This is a genomic window from Curtobacterium luteum, from assembly GCF_014646995.1.
Classification (GTDB): domain Bacteria; phylum Actinomycetota; class Actinomycetes; order Actinomycetales; family Microbacteriaceae; genus Curtobacterium; species Curtobacterium luteum.
On the sequence record NZ_BMOI01000001.1, the window covers coordinates 236,574 to 258,425 of the forward strand.

Genomic DNA, 21,852 nt, shown 5'->3' on the forward strand with positions numbered 1-21,852 from the left:
ACCCGCGCTTGGCTCGCCGGTGATGACCGCCCCGGTGCCCGGCGTCAGGCGGCGCCCGCGCAGCCCTCGACCCCTTCCGCCGGGTACGGGTCCCGACAGCCGGAATCCGGACAGCCGGCGCCCGGTCTGCCGACGGGCGGTGAGCCTGCGCCCGGCCCGCGGACCGGCGGTCAGCCAGCGTGGGCGGTGCCGTCCTTCGAGCAAGAGCCGCCGCTCGACCCCGACGCCTTCGCTCCCGGCTCCGCGTCGTCGGCGCCCGAGGACGACCCCGAGGTGACCCGCGTCGCGGACCGTGCACCGCGGGCCCCGGGCTCCGACCGCGGGCACCAGCCGACCCCGGACGCGCCCGTCTGGCAGCCGCCGGCCCAGCAGTCGACCCCGGCATGGCAGCCTCCCGCACCGGAGGCCGCGCCCGCCGCGCCCTCGACGCCGTCCTGGTGGATCGGCCGCTCGGCCGCGCCCACCCAGGAGGAGCCCGGAGACCGAGCCGGCTCGGGCACCCCGTCGGCGACGCCGGGGCTGGACCAGCCGAGCAACGCCGCGGACGCTGCTCTCGCGGCGGAGCGTCCGGCCCCGGTCGCTTCGCCGCCACAGCCCGGGGACACCGCCGTCGTGGAGCCGCTCGTCGATCGCCGCCCCGCGCCCCAGCGTCCGGTCCCGCTCGTGACCCCGGGTTCCGCCGGTGCCACATGCCACGTGTGCGGCCACGCGCTCGAGCCGGACGACATCTTCTGCAGCAACTGCGGCGCTGTCCGCCCCGCGGTCACGGCGGCCTTCACCGGCCCGGTCGTCCCGCTCCCCGTCGCCCGCCCCGACTGGGCTGCCGAGGACGAGGGACCGGGCGAGGACGAGGCTGCGGCCGAGGACGACGAGCAGTCGGACGCTCGCGAGCGGGCCGGCGACGCCTCGGACGACGAGGTCGCGGACCACGACGAGGTCGCGGACCACGACGAGGTCGCGGACCACGACGAGATCGCGGACCACGACGGATCATCCGAGCGCGACGCCGCCCTGCACCACGCAGCGGTCGCGGGTGACGAGCCTGAGCCCGAGCCGACTGCCGGAGCAGGTCGACCGTCGGAGCACACGGCGACCGAGGCGACGCCGGATGTGACGGCTGACGGGGCATCGTCCGCGCCGGACGACGACCACCTCTTCCGCGCGGCCGTGCGGCCACGAGGACAGCACGCTGCGCCGGTGTCGACGGACAGCGCGGGAGAGGCGCTGGCCGCCGACGACCCTGCCGGAGCACCCGAGTACGCGGGGGACGCCGCCGCACCGATCACACCCGTGCCGCGGGCCGCGCCGCTCCCGCCGATCCCCGAGATGCCTGACCCTGGGCAGACCGCGGCTCCCGAGCGCCCCGCTCCGCCGCTCCAGCGTCCATCCGTGCCGTCCAGCGCCGGTACTGACCTCGATGACGGCGACGTGCCCGATGACAGCGACGACCAGGACGTCGACGAGACCCGGATCGTGTCCAAGACCCCGACCCACGCGCCGTTCGTGCTGCACTTCAGCACCGGCGAGCGGTTCGGCGTGCACGGCACCGGCCTCCTCGGCCGCCTGCCCCGCCCGCAGCCGGGTGAGCGCTTCGACGACCTCCTGACCGTCCACGACCCGGGCAAGTCGGTGTCCAAGACGCACCTCGAGCTCGGTCGTGACGGGGGAGACCTCTGGGTGTCGGACCGCTTCTCGGGCAACGGCACCGTGGTGCGGCACATCGACGGGTCGATCCGGCGGTGCGAACCGGGACGGCGCTACCGGGTCGAGCGTGGCGCGCGGGTGGACATCGGGGAGCAGTTCTTCCTCGTGCAGTGATCGTGTGGCGAGACCTCCTCCTGCACGGGAGGGATCCCGCCGCGATCAGTCCACAGCGGGGCCGACAGTGGCGACCGGACCCACGGATCTCCGGTCGACTGGTGGCGTGAACACGCTCCTCGCCCGGACGATCCTCGTCGTCGGCGCGTTCGTTCTCGTCGGGACCGGCGTCTTCGCAGCGCTCCCGGGCACCGTCCGGCTGGTCGCGGTCGCGGCAGGGTCGGTGCTCGCCGTGCTCGACCGCCTCGTCGTCGCTGCCGGGCGGAGCCGAGCGTCGCAGCCTGCGGTCGAGTGGCGGCAGCGTCGATCCGAGACCGCGGCATCCCAGCTCGACCCCCCGGCCCCGCAGCCCGCGCCTGCCCGAACGCACTCACCGGTTCCCGATCCCGATCGTCCAGCGACGCTCGTGGTGGGGCACCGTCTCGACGACGGCTCGCCGGTCCACACCGCAGCATCACACCTCGTCGTGGTCGGACGAGGTGCGCTCGCACGCGCGGTCTTCGACGCCCTGTCCGCGCAGCTCGGCGCCGCGACCGTCGCTGCGCCGTCCCGGCACAGCGAGGGCCTGCCGGACGGGCTCGCCCCGCTGCCGGAGGGGATCGTCGTCCACGTGGTGTCGCCGGACGGACGCCACGGCCTCCGCACGCTCGTGCTCGTCCCCGATCACGGCCGGACGCCGCGCCGCGCGGACGCGGTCGTCACGGTCGGCCGGTCGGGGTGCACGTTCCGGACCGCGCAGGGGGAGCCGATCGCGACCGCCCCGGTGCTCCCGATCCTCGACCTCCCCGCCGAGGGCGCGGGAGCCCTCCCAGCCGAGGGCGCGGGAGCCGTCGACGCAGGCACCGCCTCCGCCGAGTCGGCGGGACCTCGCCCCGCCGAGCCGACGGGAACCGCGCCAGGGCTCAGCGCAGACCGGCGCCGGCGCGGACGGCGCCCACCGGGACGCCCCCACCGAGCACCTGCTCGCCCGTCGCCGCCATGACCCCCGCGACGCCCTCGGCGGTCACCAGCCCGTTCCGCTGCAGCAGGGTCAGCGCCGCGAGCGTGCCCGCGCGCTGCGCACCGTCGAGCGTCTTGACCGCGACGGCCGCCCCACCGGGGAGGCCCATCACCATCACGCCCTCGGCGCCGAGCTTCGCGAACACCCCCAGCTGTTCGATCGTCACGGTGTTCGCGCGCCCGACGCCGTCGAGCGCCCAGGGGTGTGCGAGCACGGCGTCCGTCAGGGCTGCGGAGTCCGCGTCGGCGCGGGCGACGACGCCGGCGATGCCCCGCGCGAGACCGGTGAGGGTCAGCGGGAAGACCGGTGCCCCGCAGCCGTCGGTGCCGACCAGGTCGACGGTCTCCGCCGTGTACTCCTCGACCGTCGTGCGGACGCGCTGCTGCAGCGGGTGGTCGACGTCGAGGTAGGAACGCTCGTCCCAACCGTTGACGCGGCAGGCGGCGAGCATCGCGGCGTGCTTGCCGGAGCAGTTCATCGCCAGCCGTCGCGGCCCGTCCGCCGTCCGGGCGGCGGCGCGGTCGAAGGGCAGGTCGGGCGGGCAGCCGAGGTCCGCCTCGACGTGGTCGAAGGACTCGAGCATGTGCTGCGCGATCGCCTGGTGGGCGGCGGTGCCGGCGTGGCTCGCCGTGGAGAGCACGAGCTCCTCGTCGGAGAAGGCGGCTCCGGCGCGTCGGACGGCCAGCGCCTGGAACGGCTTCATCGTCGAGCGCGGGTAGACGCTCGCGGTGACGTCGCCCACCGAGTCGATGACCGAGCCGTCCGCGGCGACGACCACTCCGGCGCCCACGTGCCGGCTCTCCTCGAAGCCGTTCCGGTCGAGGACGGCGAGTTCGACGGACCCGTCGGCGGTGAGAGGATGGCGCTCAGTCATGCCGCAATGCTAACGAGACGAACGAGGTGCCCCACGTGTCCGACCACTCCTACGAGGCGTCCGTCCGCTGGACCGGAGACCGCGGTTCCGGCACGAGCGGCTACCGCGACTACGGCCGCGACCACGTGGTCTCCGCGGCGGGGAAGCACGACCTGGCGGGTTCGGCCGACCCGACGTTCCGAGGCGACCGCGACCGCTGGACCCCCGAGGAGCTCGTCGTCGCGGCGCTGGCGCAGTGCCACATGCTGAGCTACCTGCACGTCGCCGTGCAGCAGGGCTTCACGGTCGTCGACTACCAGGACCGGGCGACCGCGAGCCTGAACCTCAACCGCGACGGCTCCGGCGAGCTCGTCGAGACGACGCTGCACCCGGTCGTCACCATCCGTGAGGCGGACAAGATCGAGGACGCGATCGCTGCGCACGCCGAGGCGAACCGGCTCTGCTTCATCGCGCGCTCCGTTGCGTTCCCCGTCCACCACGAGCCCGACATCCGGGTGCTCGCAGGGGAATCATCGGCGAGTGCGGCAGACTAGGGTCCCGTGAAGCGTCTTCGCCTGCTCCCGATCGCCCTGGTCCCCGCCGTCGTGCTGGGACTCGCCGCGTGCTCCGGCACGGGGTCGGGCACCGCCACGACATCGCCGAGCGCGTCGTCCAGCGCCAGTGCCAGCGCAGCGGCGATCACCTCCTGCCCCGATCCGGGCAAGGCCTCCGACTCGGTGAGGGTGTCGGGTGCGGTCGGCACGGCCACCGCTCCGAAGGTGTCCTTCGCGAAGGGGCTCAGTGCATCGGAGCCGCAGGCCACGGTCGCGGTGCAGGGCAAGGGTGCGTCCCTCAAGTCGGGCGACTACGCGCAGGTCTCCTACAGCGTGTACCAGGCGAAGGACGCGTCGAAGCTCGGCAGCGTCGGCTTCGACTCCGGCAACCCGCAGGCGCTCTCCGTGGGCGGCAGCGGCTTCGGCGCCATCCTCGCGTGCTCGACGGTCGGCGAGCGCGTGGTCGTCGTCGGCCAGTCCTCGGCCATCGGCTTCAACACCGGCGGTGACGTGGTCGTCGTCGCCGACATCGTCTCGAAGATCCCGACCAAGGCGACGGGCACGCCCCAGGAGCAGGACCCCGCGTTGCCGACCGTCAAGGACAAGGCCGACGGCGAGCCGCAGATCACGATCCCGTCGGGGATCAAGACCCCCTCGAAGACGGAGGTCGAGGTCCTCAAGCAGGGCGACGGGCAGACGATCAAGGACGGCGACACCGCTCTCGTGCAGTACAAGGGCGTGCTGCTCAAGGGTGGCAAGGAGTTCGACTCGTCATGGTCGAAGGGCGTCCCGACGACGTTCACCGTCTCGGAGCAGGGTCTCATCAAGGGCTTCGTGACGGGGCTCGTCGGTCAGAAGGTCGGTTCGCAGGTCCTGATCGTCGCCACCTCGGACGACGCCTACGGAGCGAACCCGCGTGAAGGGTCCGGGATCCCCGCGAACGCTCCGCTGGTCTTCGTCGTCGACATCCTCGCCATCGGCTGACGGAGCAGGACGTGATCCTCGGCGAGGGCGATGAGCAGGTGCTCATCGCCCTCGCCTCATGAGGAACGGCTCAGCGCTGGACCTTCGTGATCGTCACGGTCACGTTCAGCGTCACGTTCGAGTACGCCCGGTAGGTGTACGCCATACCGTTCGACGCCCAGAAACTGGTCTCCCGGTCGCCGGAAGAGTAGCTGATGATCTTCTTCCACGTGCCCGTGCGGGTACCGGTCCCGGTGAGGCCGTACGGCGTACCCGAGATGCTCCGCATGCAGACGCTCGTCGACGTGCATCCCGGACCGATCGGGGTCAACGCTCGCGTGTGCACGCCGGTCACCGTGCTGTCCGGCGCCGGCGCTGCGGCGAGGACCTCGCCGGTCGCGGCGTCGACGTAGAGCGACACCGGGTCGGTCCCGCTGACGAGTGCGTCGATCTCGGCCCGGCTCTGCGTGGTGCTCAGCGCACGGAGCTGTGCGGTGTCGACCGCGGCGGACGGGGCGGGAGTCGCCTGCGCGTTCGTCGTCCCCAAGCCCACGATCACGAGCGTGGTGGCGGCTGAGGCGAGGAGTGCTGCGACGGAGCGCTGTTTGGTTCGCATGCTGAACATCCTTCCGCATATCAGCGGAGGGATGGCTCGTGTGCGGTCTCGGTACAGTTACGAAATGCAGCCCCCCAAGCGCCGGATCGTCGTCCTCGGCAGCACCGGCTCGATCGGCACCCAGGCGCTCGACGTCGTCGCGCGCAACCCGGACCGGTTCGAGGTCGTCGGCCTCACCGCCGGCAACAACCGTGCCCTCGTCGCCGAGCAGGCCACGCGCTTCGGCGTCCACGACACCGCGTTCGGTGCCGCCGACTCCGAGCGGCTGATCCGGAGCGTCGAGGCGGACGTCGTCCTCAACGGCATCACCGGCTCGGTCGGACTCGGACCCACCCTGGCCGCCCTCGAGTCCGGGGCGACGCTCGCCCTCGCGAACAAGGAGAGCCTCATCGTCGGCGGGCCGCTCGTGCAGGCCGCGGCCCGACCGGGGCAGATCGTGCCCGTCGACAGCGAGCACTCGGCGATCGCGCAGGCGCTGCGCTCCGGCTCGTCGGACGAGGTCCGGCGCCTGGTGCTGACGGCCAGCGGCGGACCGTTCCGGGGCCGTTCCCGCGACGAACTCCGTGACGTCACCCCGGCGCAGGCGCTCGCGCACCCGACGTGGGACATGGGGCTCGTGGTCACGACGAACTCGGCGACGCTCGTGAACAAGGGTCTCGAGGTGATCGAGGCCCACCTGCTCTTCGACGTGCCCTACGACCGCATCGACGTGACGGTGCACGCGCAGTCGATCGTGCACTCGATGGTCGAGTTCGTGGACGGGTCGACGATCGCGCAGGCGTCGCCGCCGGACATGCGCCTCCCCATCGCGCTCGGGCTCGCCTGGCCGGACCGCGTGCCGGGCGTCGGGGTCCCGCTCGACTGGACGACCGCGAGCACCTGGACGTTCGAGCCGCTCGACGCCGCGGCGTTCGGAGCCGTCGGCCTCGCCAAGCGCGTCGGCGAGGCCGGCGGGACGTTCCCCGCGGTGTTCAACGCCGCGAACGAGCAGGCCGTCGCCGCGTTCCACGCGGGTGCGATCGGCTTCCTCGACATCGTCGACACGGTCGAGCGGGTCGTCGACGAGCACACGATGGGGGAGTCCTCCCTCGAGGGCGTCCTGGCAGCGGAGCGCTGGGCGCGCGCCGCGGCGGACCGCGCGCTGTCGCGCTGACCCACGCCGCGCCTCCAGGCTGAAAGCCCACCACCTGTCGGACGGGAGGCGCGACCCACCTCCCAGGGTGCGCTCGGCTCCGTCATGGGGAGCGTCCCGTAGCCTTTCCCGGTGACCGTCGAATCCGTCCTGCTCTTCGTCCTCGGCGTGGTCGTCTTCATCGTCGGCCTGCTGGTCTCGATCGGACTCCACGAGCTCGGGCACCTCTCCTTCGCGAAGCTCTTCAACGTGAAGGTGACGCAGTACTCGCTCGGCTTCGGCAAGGCGATCTGGTCGTTCACGCGCGGCGAGACGGAGTACGGGATCCGGCCGATCCTCCTCGGCGGGTACATCTCGATGGTCGGCATGCTCAAACCGCGGGCGTCGGGCAAGCCGAGCGCGATCACGAACACGGGCATGTACGGCGCGTTCGTGCAGGACGCCCGGCAGGCCAGCGCCGAGCAGATCGCGGAGTCCGGCGGGGACGACTCCCGCGCGTTCTACCGCCTGACGCCGTGGAAGCGGATCATCGTGATGGTCGCCGGTCCGGCGATGAACCTCGTCATCGGGATCGTCCTGTTCGGTGTGCTCCTCTGTGGTTTCGGCGCGCCGACGACCACGTTCACGTCGAGCGTCGACTGCGTGCTGCCGAACAGCCGGACGACGACCTGCACCGCGGACGACGCGGTGTCCCCGGCGAAGGAGGCCGGCATCCGGTCCGGCGACGTCGTGCTCTCCGTCGACGGGAAGGCCGACCCGACGATCGCCGAGGTGTCGACGCTGTTCCAGCGGAGCGCCGGCAAGGAGCTCACGGTCGTCGTCGAGCGCGACGGTGCCCGCAAGACGCTCGAGATCACCCCGGTGACGGCGACGCGCGACGTCTACCTCTCCGACGGCACGGTCGCGAAGAACGAGGACGGCACGACCAAGACCCAGCAGGTCGGCGTGGTCGGCGTCAGCATCGGGCAGTCGCTCGTCCGGCAGTCGCCGACGGCGGTCCTGCCGGCGACGGGCGCGCAGATCTCGGCGTCAGCACACCTCATCATCGACCTCCCGCAGCGGCTCGTCGCGGTGTGGAACGCGGCGTTCGGCTCGCAGGCCCGGTCGCAGGACAGCCCGGTGTCCGTCGTCGGCGTCGGGCGCGCGATCGGTGAGGTCTCGTCGATGTCGGGGGTCCCGATCGTCGACAAGGCCTACACGATCCTCGGCCTGCTCGCCTCGCTCAACATCGGCCTGTTCGTCCTGAACATGGTGCCGCTGCTGCCCCTCGACGGCGGCCACATCGCGGGTGCCCTGTGGGAGGCCGTGAAGCGCCGGTCCTTCACGCTCGTCGGGAAGGCGGATCCGGGGCCGATCGACCTCGCGAAGACGACGCCCCTCACGATGGTCGTCGTGGTGCTCCTCGCCGGGATGAGCGCGCTGCTCATCTACGCCGACATCGTGCGCCCCGTGAACCTGTTCGGGTAGCCGGCCCGTCCTCAGGACGGCAGTGGTCCGTCCCCAGGACCGCAGCAGTCCGTCCCAGGACCGCAGCAGTCCGTCCACAGGACGACGGCGAGCCTGCCCGGCCGGCGGCGCGCGCACTACGCTCGGCGCATGAGCACAGCGCCCATGCCCCCTGCACCGGACCCGCGGGGCCCGGAACTGCGGACCGTCGAACGCCAGGGCACCGACGTCATCGCCGAGGCCGACCGGAAGGGCACGCCGCGTGGGCTGTTCTGGCCGTGGTTCGCGGCGAACGTGTCCGTGCTCGGGATCGCGTACGGCGCCTTCGTGCTCGGGTTCGGCATCTCGTTCTGGCAGGCGACCGTGGTGGCCGTCATCGGGGTGGTCTTCTCGTTCCTGCTGTGCGGCGTCGTCGCGATTGCGGGCAAGCGCGGGTCGGCACCGACGATGGTGCTCAGCCGGGCGGCGTTCGGCGTCCGGGGCAACCGGCTGCCGTCGTTCCTCAGCTGGGTGCTCACGGTCGGGTGGGAGACCGCGCTGGCTGCTCTGGCCGTGCTCGCGACGTCGACGGTCTTCCGTGAGCTCGGCTGGGACGACGGCGTCGTCACCAAGCTGGTGGCGCTCGTCGTCGTCGCCGCGTTGGTCGTGGGGGCCGGGATCGCGGGCTTCGACGTCGTGATGCGGCTGCAGACCTGGATCACCGTCGTGACCGCGGTGCTCACGGTGGTGTACGTCGTGCTCGCGGCCCCGTCGATCGACTTCGCCGCCATCGCCGCGTTGCCGTCGGGCAGTGCGCAGCAGGTCATCGGTGCGCTGGTGCTCGTGATGACCGGGTTCGGGCTCGGTTGGGTCAACGCCGCCGCCGACTACTCGCGCTACCTGCCGCGCACGTCCTCCACCCGCGGGGTCGTGGGATGGACGACGTTCGGCGGAGCCCTCGCACCGGCGCTCCTCGTCGTCTTCGGCGTGCTGCTCGCCGGGTCCTCGAAGGACCTGAACGCCGCGATCAACGCCGACCCGATCGGCGCGCTCACCACGATCCTGCCGATCTGGTTCCTCGTCCCGTTCGCGATCGTCGCCATCCTCGGGATCGTCGGCGGCGCGGTGATGGACATCTACTCGTCCGGCCTCGCACTGCTGAGCGCGGGGGTGCGGATCCCTCGCCCCGTCGCGGCGGGTGTGGACGGCGTCGTGATGGTGATCGGCGCGGTCTCCGTCGTCTTCTTCGCGCCGGACTTCATCGGGCCGTTCCAGGCGTTCCTCATCACCCTCGGCGTCCCGATCGCCGCCTGGGCCGGGGTGTTCGTGGCCGACGTGCTGCTGCGGCGTCGCGACTACGCCGAGACCGAGCTCGAGGACCGCCACGGCCGGTACGGCGACGTGCGCTGGGTCGCGATCGCGTTGGTCGCCGTCGGCACGGTCCTCGGGTGGGGGCTCGTCACCCTGTCCGGACCGTCGTGGCTGGCCTGGCAGGGGTACCTCCTCGGGCCGTTCGGCCTCGGCGGCCGCGACGGAGCCTGGGCGTACGCGAACCTCGGGGTCCTCGTGGCCCTGGTCGTCGGCTTCCTCGGCACGCTCCTGTTCTCCGCCGGTGCCGTGCGCCGCCAGGAGGGCCGCGCGTGACGGTCCCCGACGACGCCTGGCTCGTCGTCGTCGACATGCAGGAGGTCTTCACGGGGGAGAGCCCGTGGGCGGCACCCCGGTACACCCACGCCGGAGTGACCATCGAGCACCTGCTGCCCCGGTTCACCGGTCGGACCGTCTTCACGCGCTTCGTCGCGCCGAGTCAGCCCGAGGGCGCCTGGGTGCCGTACTACCGCGAGTGGCCGTTCGCGCTCGTCCCCGACGGCGATCCGCTCTACGCGCTGACCGAGCCCTTCGCGACCGCGGCGGCGGACCGCGGCGACCCGGTCGTGACGGAACCGACGTTCGGGAAGTGGGGGACGAGCCTCCTGGCCGTGGTCGGCGACCACCCACACCTCGTCCTGACGGGAGTCTCCACGGACTGCTGCGTGCTGTCGACGGCCCTCGCGGCGGCCGACGCCGGGGCGACCGTCACGGTCGTCGCGGACGCCTGTGCGGGGGCCAGCGACGAGGACCACGAGCGCGCGCTTGCCGCGATGCGGCTCTACGCGCCGCTCATCACGGTCGTCGACTCCGCGAACGACCTGTGAACGGACCCAGCAGCGTCGCACGCACCGCGTAGAGTGGCGAGCGTGCCAGCAGTGAACCTCGGTCTGCCGAAAGTCCCGGAAACGCTCTCCCCGCGTCGCAAGTCGCGGCAGATCCGGGTCGGCAAGGTCCTCGTGGGCGGTGACGCGCCGGTCTCCGTGCAGTCGATGACCACGACACCCACCACGAACATCAACGCGACCCTGCAGCAGATCGCCGAGCTCACCGCCTCCGGCTGCGACATCGTCCGCGTCGCCGTTCCCAGCCAGGACGACGCCGACGCCCTGCCGATCATCGCGAAGAAGTCGCAGATCCCGGTCATCGCCGACATCCACTTCCAGCCGAAGTACGTCTTCCAGGCCATCGACGCCGGGTGTGCGGCCGTCCGCGTCAACCCGGGGAACATCCGCAAGTTCGACGACCAGGTCGGTGCGATCGCCAAGGCCGCGAAGGACGCCGGGGTCTCGCTCCGCATCGGTGTCAACGCCGGGTCGCTCGAGCCGAGCCTGCTGCAGAAGTACGGCAAGGCCACGCCCGAGGCCCTCGTCGAGTCGGCCGTCTGGGAAGCCAGCCTGTTCGAGGAGCACGACTTCCACGACTTCAAGATCTCGGTCAAGCACAACGACCCGATCGTCATGGTGAAGGCGTACCGGCAGCTCGCAGCGGCGGGCGACTGGCCGCTGCACCTCGGCGTGACCGAGGCCGGTCCGGAGTTCCAGGGGACGATCAAGAGCGCGACCGCGTTCGGCATCCTGCTCGCGGAGGGCATCGGCGACACGATCCGCGTCTCGCTCTCGGCACCGCCCGTGCAGGAGGTGAAGGTCGGCCTGCAGATCCTGCAGTCGCTCAACCTCCGGGAGCGCAAGCTGGAGATCGTCTCGTGCCCGAGCTGCGGTCGCGCCCAGGTCGACGTCTACCAGCTCGCGAACGACGTCACGAAGGGGCTCGAGGGCATGACCGTGCCCCTGCGCGTCGCCGTGATGGGCTGCGTCGTGAACGGTCCGGGCGAGGCCCGTGAAGCCGACCTCGGCGTCGCCTCCGGCAACGGCAAGGGCCAGATCTTCGTGAAGGGCGAGGTCATCAAGACCGTCCCGGAACGCGAGATCGTGCAGACCCTCATCGAGGAGGCCAACCGCATCGCGGACGAGATGGGTCCGGCCGCCGCCACCGGCTCCGTGCAGGTCATCACCGCCCCGTAGCGCGCGTCGCGCGGGCGTACCGGACGGGAGGCGCGGTGCCAGCTGGCACCGCGCCTCCCGTCCGTCGCGTGGTGCGCGCCAATGTGCGCCCTTGCGCACGGCGCGAGGTGCGCGAGTGCTGGTTGCCCCTTCGCACGGTGCGAGGCGCACGCACGGTGCGAGGTTCCACACACGGTTGGACCCGATTCGCCTCGTACGATGTGGGGAACCTCGCACCCTGCCGCGGGGCGCGTCGCGCCCTCGCACGGTGCGACCCCGCCGCTCGCACGGTGCGAGGCGCACGCACGGTGCGAGGTTCCACACACGGTGGGACCCGTTTCGCCTCGCACGGTGTGGGGTTCCATATACGGTGTGACCCGTTTCGCCTCGCACGATGTGGGGAACCTCGCACCGTGCCACGAGGCGCGTCGCGCCCTCGCACGGTGCGCCCCCGTCCCCGACCCCGCCCGACCCCGCCGGCGCCCCGCCTCGCACGGCGCGAGCACGCCGCTAGGCTTGCCCCGTGGTCACACGGCTCTCCCATCTCTTCCTCCGCACGCTCCGCGACGACCCCTCCGACGCCGAGGTGACGAGCGCGAAGCTGCTCGTCCGCGCCGGGTACATCCGTCGCCAGGCCCCGGGCATCTTCGCCTGGCTGCCGCTCGGCCTCCGGGTCCGTGCCCGCATCGAGGGCATCATCCGCGACGAGATGGTCGCCGCCGGCGCGCAGGAGGTCCTCCTCCCCGCACTCGCCCCGCGCGAGCCGTACGAGGCGACGAACCGCTGGACCGAGTACGGCGACGGCATCTTCCGCCTGAAGGACCGCAAGGACGCCGACTACCTGCTCGCGCCGACGCACGAGGAGCTCTTCGCCCTGCTCGTGAAGGACCTGTACTCGTCGTACAAGGACCTCCCCGTCACGCTCTTCCAGATCCAGGACAAGTACCGCGACGAAGCCCGCCCCCGCGCCGGACTCCTGCGCGGCCGTGAGTTCACGATGAAGGACGCGTACTCGTTCGACATCGACGATGCCGGCCTCGACCGCAGCTACCAGACGATGCGCGACGCGTACGAGCGGATCTTCGCCCGGCTCGGCCTCGAGTACGCGATCGTGAAGGCCGACGCCGGCGCGATGGGCGGCTCGAAGTCCGAGGAGTTCCTGCACCCGATCGCCGTCGGCGAGGACACCTTCGTCCGCAGCGCGGGCGGCTACGCGGCCAACGTCGAGGCCTACGTCACCCCGGTGCCGGACGCGCTGCCGATCGAGGGGAAGCCGGAGCCCGTGCTGCTCCCCGCGGCCGACACCCCGACCATCGACACGCTCGTGGCGCACGCGAACGCTGTCGCCCCGCGCGACGGTGCACCGTGGACCGCGGCGGACACGCTGAAGAACGTCGTCCTCGCGCTCACGCACCTCGACGGAACCCGCGAGGTCGTCGTCGTCGGCCTGCCCGGCGACCGCGAGGTCGACCTGAAGCGCGCCGAGGTGGCGTTCGCGCCCGCCGAGGTCGAGCCGGCCGGGGACGACGACTTCAAGCGGCACCCCGGCGTCTTCGTGAAGGGCTACATCGGACCGCAGGTGCTCGGCGCCGAGAGCCCGTCGGGCATCCGCTACGTCGTCGACCCCCGTGTCGTCGACGGCACCGCGTGGATCACGGGCGCGAACGAGCGCGGCGTGCACGTCTCCGGTCTCGTCATGGGCCGCGACTTCACCGCCGACGGCGTCGCCGAGGTCTCCGACGTCCGTGCCGGCGACCCCGCACCCGACGGCTCCGGCCCGCTCGAGACCGCTCGAGGCATGGAGATCGGCCACGTGTTCCAGCTCGGACGGAAGTACGCCGAGGCGCTCGGGCTCAAGGTGCAGGACGAGAACGGCAAGCTCGCGACGGTCACGATGGGCTCGTACGGCATCGGCGTGACGCGCATCCTCGCCATCCTCGCCGAGGCGCACAACGACGAGAAGGGCCTCGTCTGGCCGAAGAACGTCGCCCCGTTCGACGTGCACGTCGTCGCGACCGGCAAGGACTCGGTGGCCTACGACCTCGCGACGGACATCGTGGCGCAACTCGAGGGCGAGCGGTTCGAGGTCGTCTACGACGACCGTCCCAAGGTGTCGCCCGGCGTGAAGCTCCGCGACGCGGAACTGCTCGGGATGCCGATCGTCGTCGTCGCGGGGCGGAACGCCGCCGACGGCGTCGTCGAGCTGTGGGACCGCTCGTCGGGCGAGCGCAGCGACGTGCCGGTGGCCGAGCTGCTGGACGCGGTCCGCGCGATCTGACGGGTCACGTCCCCGACGCGGCCGATGATCGACGGGAGGCGCGGTGCCAGCGGGCACCGCGCCTCCCGTCCGTCGATCCACCCGTTGGTCGGTCGTCGGCGTCGACGTCGTCGTCAGCAGCGGTCCGCGGGAGTTGCCGTGTGGTCAGGACGCGCCGCATGCACGGCGCCGAGTGGTCATGATGGGTCGGTCTGGCGTCGCCGATGTGACCGTTGTTGCCCGCTCGGCGGACGTGAGCGGGGAGTCGTGACCACTCGGGCGACGCCCGCTGTCGGTCGACCCACCCGTTGGTCGGTCGTCGGCGTCGTCGTCAGCAGCGGTCCGCGGGAGTTGCCGTGTGGTCAGGACGCGCCGCATGCACGGCGCCGAGTGGTCATGATGGGTCGGTCTGGCGTCGCCAATGTGACCGTTCTTGACCGCTCAGCGGACGTGAGCGGGGTGTCGTGACCACCTGGACCACGCCTCCCGGCCGTCGATCCGACTGACGAACCATCGCACGGCCGGGCTCGCGAGCCGCAGTGGGGTACGCTGGTCGCCGACTTCCGCGACGTTCCACTGCGGAGGCGACTCAGCTGAATACGGAGGCACCTCGGTGAAGATCGATCTCGCAGTCCTGCGACTCATGGAGCGCGAGCGGGAGATCCCGTTCGAAGAACTCGTCCAGATCATCGAGCAGGCGATCCTGACGGCCTACCAGAAGCACCGCGCCGAGAACGACGAGCCCGTGGACGCCCAGGCGCGCGTGGAGCTCGACCGCAAGAGCGGTGAGGTCTCCGTCTACGTGCCCGAGCGCGATGAGGAGGGCACCGTCGTCGGCGAGTCGGTCGACCAGCCGAGCGACTTCGGCCGCATCGCGGCGTTCGCGGCGAAGCAGGTCATCAACCAGCGCCTCCGCGACATCGGTGACGACAAGATCCTCGGCCAGTTCCGCGGCAAGGAGGGCGACATCGTCGCCGGTGTCATCCAGCAGGGGCCGAACCCGCGCATGGTGCACGTCGACCTCGGCACCGTCGAGGCGATCCTGCCGCCGGAGGAGCAGGTCCCCGGCGAGGAGTACAAGCACGGCTCGCGCATCCGCGTGTACGTGACGAGCGTCGGTCGGGGTCCGAAGGGGCCGCAGATCACCGTGTCGCGCACGCACCCGGGTCTGGTGCGGAAGCTGTTCGCGCTCGAGGTCCCGGAGATCGCGTCCGGCGTCGTCGAGATCACGTCCCTCGCCCGCGAGGCCGGCCACCGCACGAAGCTCGCCGTCAAGGCGAACGAGTCCGGTGTCAACGCGAAGGGCGCCTGCATCGGCGAGCTCGGCGCGCGCGTGCGTGCCGTGACGACCGAGCTCGGTGCGGAGAAGATCGACATCGTCGACTGGTCCCCGGACCTCGCGACGTTCGTGGCCAGCGCGCTGTCGCCGGCGAAGGTGACGAGCGCGTTCGTGCTCGACGCCTCGACGAAGGCCGTGCGGGCGCTCGTGCCGGACTACCAGCTGTCGCTCGCGATCGGCAAGGAGGGGCAGAACGCCCGTCTCGCCGCGAAGCTCACGGGCGCGCGGATCGACATCCAGCCGGACTCGATCCTCGACGGGGACGAGTAAGCACGACCCGCGCAGCTGCGCCCCCGCGGCCCGCGTCGGCGGCGTTTCGCTGCCGGCGTGGCCGGACCGGGCGTGCCGGATCGCGTCCGTCCGAGGCAAGGAGTAAGGTGGAACCCGTCAGAACGTGCATCGGCAGTCGTCGTCGCGCGCCCCGATCCTCCCTCCTCCGTGTCGTCGCCCTGAGCGACGGGCGAGTCGTGGCGGATCCGAAGGCAGTCATGCCGGGCCGGGGAGCGTGGCTCACCCCGACCGTCGACGCCTACGAGCTGGCCGTCAAGCGACGGGCGTTTCGCCGGGCGCTTCGGCTGGATCGTGAACCCGACACGTCCTCGGTGCTCGAGTACCTGCAAGGCCGCACGGCCGAGCGGACATCCGAGCGCCCGGACACGACAGAACAGGCTGAACGGCTTATGGACAACTGATGAGCGGCTCGAAATGAGACCCGTCATCCAGTGAGTCCTGCCCCTTCACGGGGCAGGACCCGTGAAGGAGAACAGTGGCAAAACCACGCGTACACGAGATCGCATCCGAACTCGGTGTCGACAGCAAGACCGCAATGGAGAAGCTCAAGGAGCTCGGCGAGTTCGTCAAGGGCCCGAGCTCCAGTGTGGAACCCCCCGTCGCGCGCAAGCTCCGTGCTGCGCTGCAGGCGGCCGGCGCATCGTCGTCGGACAAGGCCGCAGGCGGCGCCGCTCCTGCGGCACGCGCCACGGCACCCAAGCCCGGTACCGCCGGCCCGAAGCCGGGCGGTGCCAAGCCGGGTCCGGCACGTCCCGCGGCGCCGACCCCCGCGCCCGAGCAGTCCGCTCCCGCCGCCCAGGCACCGTCCGACGTCCCGACGCCGGCCGCCCCGAAGTCGGTCGCGCAGCGGCAGGCCGAGGCCGAGGCCGCACGGAAGGCCGCCGCGGCCGAGAAGGCAGCGACGGACGACACGTTGACCGACAAGGGCGGTGACGCCGTCAAGCCGGGGTCGCAGAAGCCCGCGGCCGCCGGTCCGAAGCCGGGTGGTCCGAAGCCGGGTGCCCGTCCGGGGAACAACCCCTACGCATCCAGCCAGGGCATGGGCTCCCGCCCGCCGCGCCCCGGCAACAACCCGTACTCCCAGAACCAGGGCATGGGGCAGCGCCCCGCGGCCGGTCAGGGTGGCGGCAACGGCATCCCGCGTCCGGCTCCGCCGCGTCCGGGTGTCCCTCGTCCCGGTGCGCCGCGTCCGGGTGGTCCCGGTCAGTCCGGTCGTCCCAACGGCTTCGGGCAGCGCCCGGGCCAGGGTGCCGGCGGTCGTGGCGGCCCCGGTGGTCGTCCGGGTGGTGCCGGTGGTGCCGGTGGCGGCTTCCCGCGCCCGGCGTTCAGCGGCCCGCGTCCCGCCGGTGGTGGCGGCCGTGGTCGTGGCCCCGGTGGTGGGACCGCCGGTGCGTTCGGTCGCGGTGGCGGCAAGAGCCGTGCCCGCAAGTCGAAGCGGACGAAGCGCGCCGAGTACGAGATGCGGCAGGCGCCGTCGCTCGGCGGCGTGCAGGTCCCGCGCGGCGACGGCAGCACGGTCATCCGTCTGCGCCGTGGTGCGAGCATCTCGGACTTCGCGGACAAGATCGACGCGAGCCCCGGCAACCTCGTGACGGTGCTGTTCCACCTCGGTGAGATGGCGACCGCCACGGAGTCCTTGGACGAGGCCACGTTCGAGGTCCTCGGCGAGGAGCTCGGCTACAAGATCCAGATCGTGTCGCCCGAGGACGAGGACAAGGAGCTCCTCGAGGGCTTCGACATCGACCTCGAAGGCGAACTCGAGGACGAGGACGACTCGGTGCTGCAGCAGCGGCCCCCGGTGGTCACCGTCATGGGTCACGTCGACCACGGCAAGACCCGCCTCCTCGACGCGATCCGCAACTCGAAGGTCGTCGAGGGCGAGGCCGGTGGCATCACCCAGCACATCGGTGCCTACCAGATCGTCACCGAGCACGAGGGCGTCGAGCGTCCGATCACGTTCATCGACACCCCGGGTCACGAGGCGTTCACCGCCATGCGTGCCCGTGGTGCGCAGGTGACGGACATCGCGATCCTGGTGGTCGCGGCGGACGACGGCATCATGCCCCAGACGATCGAGGCGCTGAACCACGCCCAGTCGGCCGGTGTGCCGATCGTGGTCGCGGTGAACAAGATCGACAAGGAAGGCGCGAACCCGGCCAAGGTCCGCCAGCAGCTCACCGAGTACAACCTGGTGGCCGAGGAGTACGGCGGCGACGTCATGTTCGTCGACGTGTCGGCCCGCCAGAACATCGGCATCCAGGACCTCCTGGACGCGGTGCTGCTCACGGCCGACGCCGGTCTCGACCTGCGTGCGAACCCCGACAAGGACGCCCGCGGTGTGGCGATCGAAGCCCGACTCGACAAGGGTCGTGGTTCGGTGGCGACCGTGCTCATCCAGTCCGGCACGCTGCACGTCGGGGATGCCATCGTCGCCGGCACGGCCTACGGTCGCGTCCGTGCGATGACGGACGAGAACGGCGTCGCCGTCCAGGCTGCGACCCCGTCGCGTCCGGTCCAGGTGCAGGGTCTGTCGTCGGTGCCGCGCGCCGGTGACACGTTCCTCGTCACCGAGGAGGACCGCACGGCCCGTCAGATCGCTGAGAAGCGTGAAGCCGCCGAGCGCAACGCCCAGCTGGCCAAGGCCCGCAAGCGCATCTCGCTCGAGGACTTCACCCGTGCACTCGAAGAGGGCAAGGTCGACTCGCTCAACCTCATCATCAAGGGTGACGTCTCCGGTGCCGTCGAGGCACTCGAGCAGTCGCTCCTCGACATCGAGGTGGACGACAGCGTCCAGCTGCGCATCCTGCACCGCGGTGTGGGTGCGATCACGGAGTCGGACATCGACCTCGCGACGATCGACAACGCGATCGTCGTCGGCTTCAACGTCCGCCCGGACGTCAAGGCCCGCGAGCGTGCGGCGCGCGAAGGCATCGACGTGCGCTTCTACTCGGTCATCTACAACGCACTCGAGGACATCGAGCAGTCCCTCAAGGGCATGCTCAAGCCCGAGTACGAAGAGGTCCAGTCGGGCGTCGCGGAGATCCGCGAGGTGTTCCGTTCCTCCAAGTTCGGCAACATCGCCGGTGTCATCGTCCGCTCCGGCACGATCACCCGCAACGCCAAGGCGCGCGTCATCCGCGAGGGTGTCGTCATCGCCGACGGTCTGGCGATCGAGTCCCTGCGTCGCTTCAAGGACGACGTCACCGAGGTCCGCACGGACTTCGAGGCCGGTATCGGTCTGGGCAAGTACAACGACATCCAGATCGGTGACGAGATCGAGACGACCGAGCTCGTCGAGAAGCCGCGCGACTAGTCGCCTGGCTATCCTGGACCCCGCCGTTCCCCCAGGGGAGCGGCGGGGTCCACCCGTTCCACCAGAAGACACCTGCCCCAGGAGGCACTCATGGCTGACCCGCAGCGCGCCCGCAAGATGGCGGACCGCATCAAGGAGGTCGTCGCACGTCGGCTCGACAAGGGACTCCGCGATCCGCGCCTCGGCTTCGTGACGATCACCGACGTGCGCGTGACCGGGGACCTGCAGCACGCCTCGGTCTTCTACACCGTCTACGGGTCCGACGAGGAGCGCGCCGACTCGGCCGCCGCGCTCAAGGCCGCCACCGGGATGCTCCGGAGCGAGGTCGGCAAGAACATCACCGCACGGCTCACCCCGTCGCTCGAGTTCATCGCGGACGCGCTGCCGGAGACCTCGGCGCACATGGAGGACCTGCTCGCGCAGGCCCAGGTCCGCGACGCGCAGGTGCGTGCCGCCTCGGCGGGCGCGCAGTACGCCGGCGACGCCGACCCGTACAAGCACGACGAGGACGAGGAGGCATAGTCCTCACCCGATCGGGAGCGTGTACCCACCCGCATCGTCGCCGACGGCCAGTCCGTCGCGGAGGAGCGAGGCGAGTGCACGCTCCCGTTGTGCGTCGTCCGGCCAGACGAGGTCGATCTCGGACCGCGTGACGGGCACGTCGCTCGCGCGGAGTTCGGCCATGAGGAGCCCGCGCACCTGCCGGTCGCTCCCGGCGAACTTCGCCTGCTTCGGGGCCCGCGGCCCGTCGTGCTCCGGGTACCCGGCGGCGCGCCAGGCGCACCGGTCGGCGATCGGGCACGCGTCGCACGCGGGGGAGCGGGCGACGCACACGAGCGCCCCGAGCTCCATCACGGCGGCGTTCGTGGCCGCGGCGTCGTCGCGGTCCTCGGGCAGCACGGAATCCATCAGCGGCAGGTCCCGCTTCGCGTTCGCGGGGCCGGGCTCGCCCTGCCCGAGCAGGGCGCGAGCGAGGACGCGACGGACGTTGACGTCGACGACGGGGTGCCGGTCGCCGTAGGCGAACACGGCCACCGCCCGCGCGGTGTAGTCGCCGATCCCCGGCAACGCGAGCAGCGCGTCGACGTCGCGGGGCACGACGTTGTCGTGCTGCTCCGCGATCACGGTCGCCGCGGCGTGCAGCGCGAGCGCCCGTCTCGGGTAGCCGAGCCGGTCCCAGGCGCGGACCGCGTCGGACGGAGGCGACTGGGCGAGGTCGCGAGGGGTCGGCCACCGGGTGAGCCATGCCTCCAGGCGGGGGACCACGCGCGCGACCTGCGTCTGCTGCAGCATGATCTCGCTCACGAGCGTGCCCCACGCGGGGAAGCCGGGACGGCGCCACGGGAGGTCGCGCGCCTCCGCGCGGAACCACGCGGTGAGCGGGGTGGCGATGTCGGGGGCGTCCGCCTCGGCGGTGCCGTCCACACGTGGCGCGTTCTCCACAGGCGGCCTGGAGGCTCGACTCGCGTTCACCAGGACAGCCTACGGTGGGGTGCATGACACGCTGGGCACCCGAAGAGACCGACACCATGGCCGCGATCGCGGCGGAGGCGATCGCGCAGGTCGGCACGAACCGCACCGTCATCGGGGTCGACGGGCAGTCGGGCACCGACCTCGAGCGGGTCGCGGCCGCGCTCGTCGCCGGGTTCGAGCAGCACGGCGTGCAGGCGATGGCCGCCGCGGCGCCCTCGGCGTCGGCGGACGAGCTGCGGTCCGGCGTCGTCGCGCCGTTCCGGTCCACGGGCGAGGGACCCGGTGTGCTGGTCGTCCACGGACACGGGCTCCTCGACCAGGGCGTGCGCGGCCTGTGGCGTTGGTCGCTCTGGGTGGAGCGCGAGGAGGGCCGGCTCGAGCGGCGCGCCGACGTGAAGATCGCCGCGTCGGCCGTGCTCGACGTCACCGACCCCGAGCACCCCCGTCGCGAGTGGAACGACGCCTGCTGAGCGCAGCCGGGGGATGAGGAGCGCTGGTAGCCTCTCCGGGTGCTCGAATCGCCGCCGGACGGGATCCTCCTCGTCGACAAGCCGCAGGGGATCTCCAGTCACCGGGTCGTGTCGATCGCACGCCGTCGGCTCGGGATGAAGAAGATCGGCCACGCGGGCACACTCGACCCGATGGCGACCGGGCTACTGTTGCTCGGTGCCGGACCGTCCACCCGGCTGCTGACCCACCTCGTCGGCCTCGGGAAGACCTACACCGCCACCGTCCGCCTCGGTGTGTCCACGGACTCGGACGACGCGGACGGCGATCCGGTCGCCGCGCCCGGGGTCGCCGGCGCTGACGTGTCGGACGTGGCCGTCGAGGCGGCCGTGGCTGCGCAGCGCGGCACGATCGACCAGGTGCCCTCGACCGTGAGCGCCATCAAGGTCGACGGCCGGCGCGCGTACGACCTCGCGCGCAAGGGCGAGGAGGTCGTGCTGAAGTCCCGCACGGTCACCGTGTCGCGCTTCGACGTGACCGGTCGCCAGGAGCACACGGTCACCGTCGACGGCGTCGACGTGCAGGTCGTCGACCTCGACGTCGTCGTGGCGTGTTCCTCGGGCACGTACGTCCGGGCGCTGGCCCGTGACGTCGGCGCAGCCCTCGGCACCGGTGCGCACCTGACCGCCCTGCGGCGCATCGACGTCGGTCCCTTCCACGTGGACGACGCCGTCGACATCGAGGACGACTCGGTCGACGTGCGGGCGGCGCTCCTCCGTCCCGCGGACGTCGCGCGCACCCTGTTCCCGACCGTCGCCCTCGACCCGGTGTCCGCGAAGGACCTCGCCGACGGCAAGCGCGTGCGGGCGGAGCACCCGGACCACGACGGTCCCGTCGCGGCCATCGCCGCCGGATCGGACCGGCTCGTCGGTCTCGTCTCGGTCCGCCGCGGACAGCTCCGCGTCATCACCAACTTCCCCACGCCGACGGGAGCCTGAGC

At 71.8% G+C, this 21,852-nt stretch carries 19 protein-coding genes; 16 read left to right on the forward strand and 3 right to left on the reverse strand.

The genetic code is table 11. From position 1 onward, the window contains the following. Nucleotides 1–186: 186 nt before the first annotated feature. Together IEY20_RS01000 and IEY20_RS01005 are read left to right on the forward strand one after the other, a co-directional pair. Nucleotides 187–1,818 (forward strand): FHA domain-containing protein, encoded by a 1,632-nt coding sequence (locus IEY20_RS01000; RefSeq protein WP_229727784.1) that lies wholly within the window; start codon nucleotides 187–189, stop codon nucleotides 1,816–1,818. Between the two features lie 106 nt (nucleotides 1,819–1,924). Then, the gene (locus IEY20_RS01005; RefSeq protein ID WP_175329123.1) at nucleotides 1,925–2,800 is read left to right on the forward strand and encodes a hypothetical protein; all 876 of its coding nucleotides are present in this window, start codon (nucleotides 1,925–1,927) and stop codon (nucleotides 2,798–2,800) included. Here the strand turns inward: IEY20_RS01005 and IEY20_RS01010 are convergent. Continuing rightward, nucleotides 2,721–3,692, reverse strand: coding sequence for an asparaginase (locus tag IEY20_RS01010; protein WP_175329124.1), 972 nt, complete (start codon nucleotides 3,690–3,692; stop codon nucleotides 2,721–2,723). The genes IEY20_RS01005 and IEY20_RS01010 overlap by 80 nt on opposite strands. A gap of 35 nt (nucleotides 3,693–3,727) precedes the next feature. On the opposite strand from IEY20_RS01010, the gene IEY20_RS01015 reads away from it, so the two are divergent. Continuing rightward, nucleotides 3,728–4,225 carry an OsmC family protein gene (locus IEY20_RS01015; RefSeq protein WP_188888851.1) on the forward strand — a complete coding sequence of 166 codons (498 nt, stop codon included), beginning with the start codon at nucleotides 3,728–3,730 and terminating at the stop codon, nucleotides 4,223–4,225. Between the two features lie 6 nt (nucleotides 4,226–4,231). After that, nucleotides 4,232–5,209 (forward strand): FKBP-type peptidyl-prolyl cis-trans isomerase, encoded by a 978-nt coding sequence (locus IEY20_RS01020; protein WP_175329126.1) that lies wholly within the window; start codon nucleotides 4,232–4,234, stop codon nucleotides 5,207–5,209. Nucleotides 5,210–5,279: 70 nt separating this feature from the next. Here the strand turns inward: IEY20_RS01020 and IEY20_RS01025 are convergent, their stop codons facing one another. Then, nucleotides 5,280–5,804: a hypothetical protein gene (locus IEY20_RS01025; protein WP_022904886.1), complete on the reverse strand. Its 525-nt coding sequence runs from the start codon at nucleotides 5,802–5,804 to the stop codon at nucleotides 5,280–5,282. Between the two features lie 64 nt (nucleotides 5,805–5,868). Between IEY20_RS01025 and dxr the strand changes: the two genes are divergently transcribed. From dxr to rbfA, 10 genes are all read left to right on the forward strand, one after another. Beyond that, entirely contained in the window at nucleotides 5,869–6,957 is a 1,089-nt protein-coding gene (gene dxr, locus IEY20_RS01030) for a 1-deoxy-D-xylulose-5-phosphate reductoisomerase (RefSeq protein WP_175329127.1), read from the forward strand. Between the two features lie 111 nt (nucleotides 6,958–7,068). Continuing rightward, on the forward strand, nucleotides 7,069–8,403 hold the full coding sequence (locus tag IEY20_RS01035; protein WP_175329128.1) for a M50 family metallopeptidase: 1,335 nt from the start codon (nucleotides 7,069–7,071) through the stop codon (nucleotides 8,401–8,403). Nucleotides 8,404–8,532: 129 nt separating this feature from the next. Continuing rightward, entirely contained in the window at nucleotides 8,533–10,005 is a 1,473-nt protein-coding gene (locus tag IEY20_RS01040; RefSeq protein WP_229727785.1) for a purine-cytosine permease family protein, read from the forward strand. Continuing rightward, entirely contained in the window at nucleotides 10,002–10,556 is a 555-nt protein-coding gene (locus IEY20_RS01045; RefSeq protein WP_268239134.1) for a cysteine hydrolase family protein, read from the forward strand. Before IEY20_RS01040 ends, IEY20_RS01045 begins: the two co-directional genes overlap by 4 nt. 63 nt (nucleotides 10,557–10,619) lie before the next feature. Then, entirely contained in the window at nucleotides 10,620–11,753 is a 1,134-nt protein-coding gene (gene ispG, locus IEY20_RS01050; protein WP_031272324.1) for a flavodoxin-dependent (E)-4-hydroxy-3-methylbut-2-enyl-diphosphate synthase, read from the forward strand. A 502-nt stretch (nucleotides 11,754–12,255) separates the two neighbouring features. Then, nucleotides 12,256–14,010, forward strand: coding sequence for a proline--tRNA ligase (locus IEY20_RS01055; protein ID WP_175329129.1), 1,755 nt, complete (start codon nucleotides 12,256–12,258; stop codon nucleotides 14,008–14,010). A gap of 592 nt (nucleotides 14,011–14,602) precedes the next feature. Beyond that, on the forward strand, nucleotides 14,603–15,598 hold the full coding sequence (nusA, locus tag IEY20_RS01060; RefSeq protein ID WP_022902274.1) for a transcription termination factor NusA: 996 nt from the start codon (nucleotides 14,603–14,605) through the stop codon (nucleotides 15,596–15,598). A 107-nt stretch (nucleotides 15,599–15,705) separates the two neighbouring features. Further along, nucleotides 15,706–16,020, forward strand: coding sequence for a YlxR family protein (locus tag IEY20_RS01065; RefSeq protein WP_175329130.1), 315 nt, complete (start codon nucleotides 15,706–15,708; stop codon nucleotides 16,018–16,020). Between the two features lie 74 nt (nucleotides 16,021–16,094). Then, nucleotides 16,095–18,932 carry a translation initiation factor IF-2 gene (gene infB, locus IEY20_RS01070; protein ID WP_175329131.1) on the forward strand — a complete coding sequence of 946 codons (2,838 nt, stop codon included), beginning with the start codon at nucleotides 16,095–16,097 and terminating at the stop codon, nucleotides 18,930–18,932. Nucleotides 18,933–19,022: 90 nt separating this feature from the next. Next, nucleotides 19,023–19,454: a 30S ribosome-binding factor RbfA gene (gene rbfA / locus IEY20_RS01075; protein WP_022902277.1), complete on the forward strand. Its 432-nt coding sequence runs from the start codon at nucleotides 19,023–19,025 to the stop codon at nucleotides 19,452–19,454. Nucleotides 19,455–19,457: 3 nt separating this feature from the next. Here rbfA and IEY20_RS01080 read toward each other — a convergent pair whose 3' ends face one another. Next, nucleotides 19,458–20,357 carry an iron-sulfur binding domain-containing protein gene (locus IEY20_RS01080; protein WP_022902278.1) on the reverse strand — a complete coding sequence of 300 codons (900 nt, stop codon included), beginning with the start codon at nucleotides 20,355–20,357 and terminating at the stop codon, nucleotides 19,458–19,460. 71 nt (nucleotides 20,358–20,428) lie between these two features. Here IEY20_RS01080 and IEY20_RS01085 point away from each other — a divergent pair, with 71 nt between their 5' ends. Continuing rightward, complete coding sequence (locus IEY20_RS01085) at nucleotides 20,429–20,875, forward strand: hypothetical protein (RefSeq protein ID WP_175329132.1); 447 nt, start codon at nucleotides 20,429–20,431, stop codon at nucleotides 20,873–20,875. Between the two features lie 39 nt (nucleotides 20,876–20,914). Continuing rightward, nucleotides 20,915–21,850 (forward strand): tRNA pseudouridine(55) synthase TruB, encoded by a 936-nt coding sequence (truB, locus tag IEY20_RS01090; RefSeq protein WP_175329133.1) that lies wholly within the window; start codon nucleotides 20,915–20,917, stop codon nucleotides 21,848–21,850. Nucleotides 21,851–21,852: the final 2 nt, after the last annotated feature.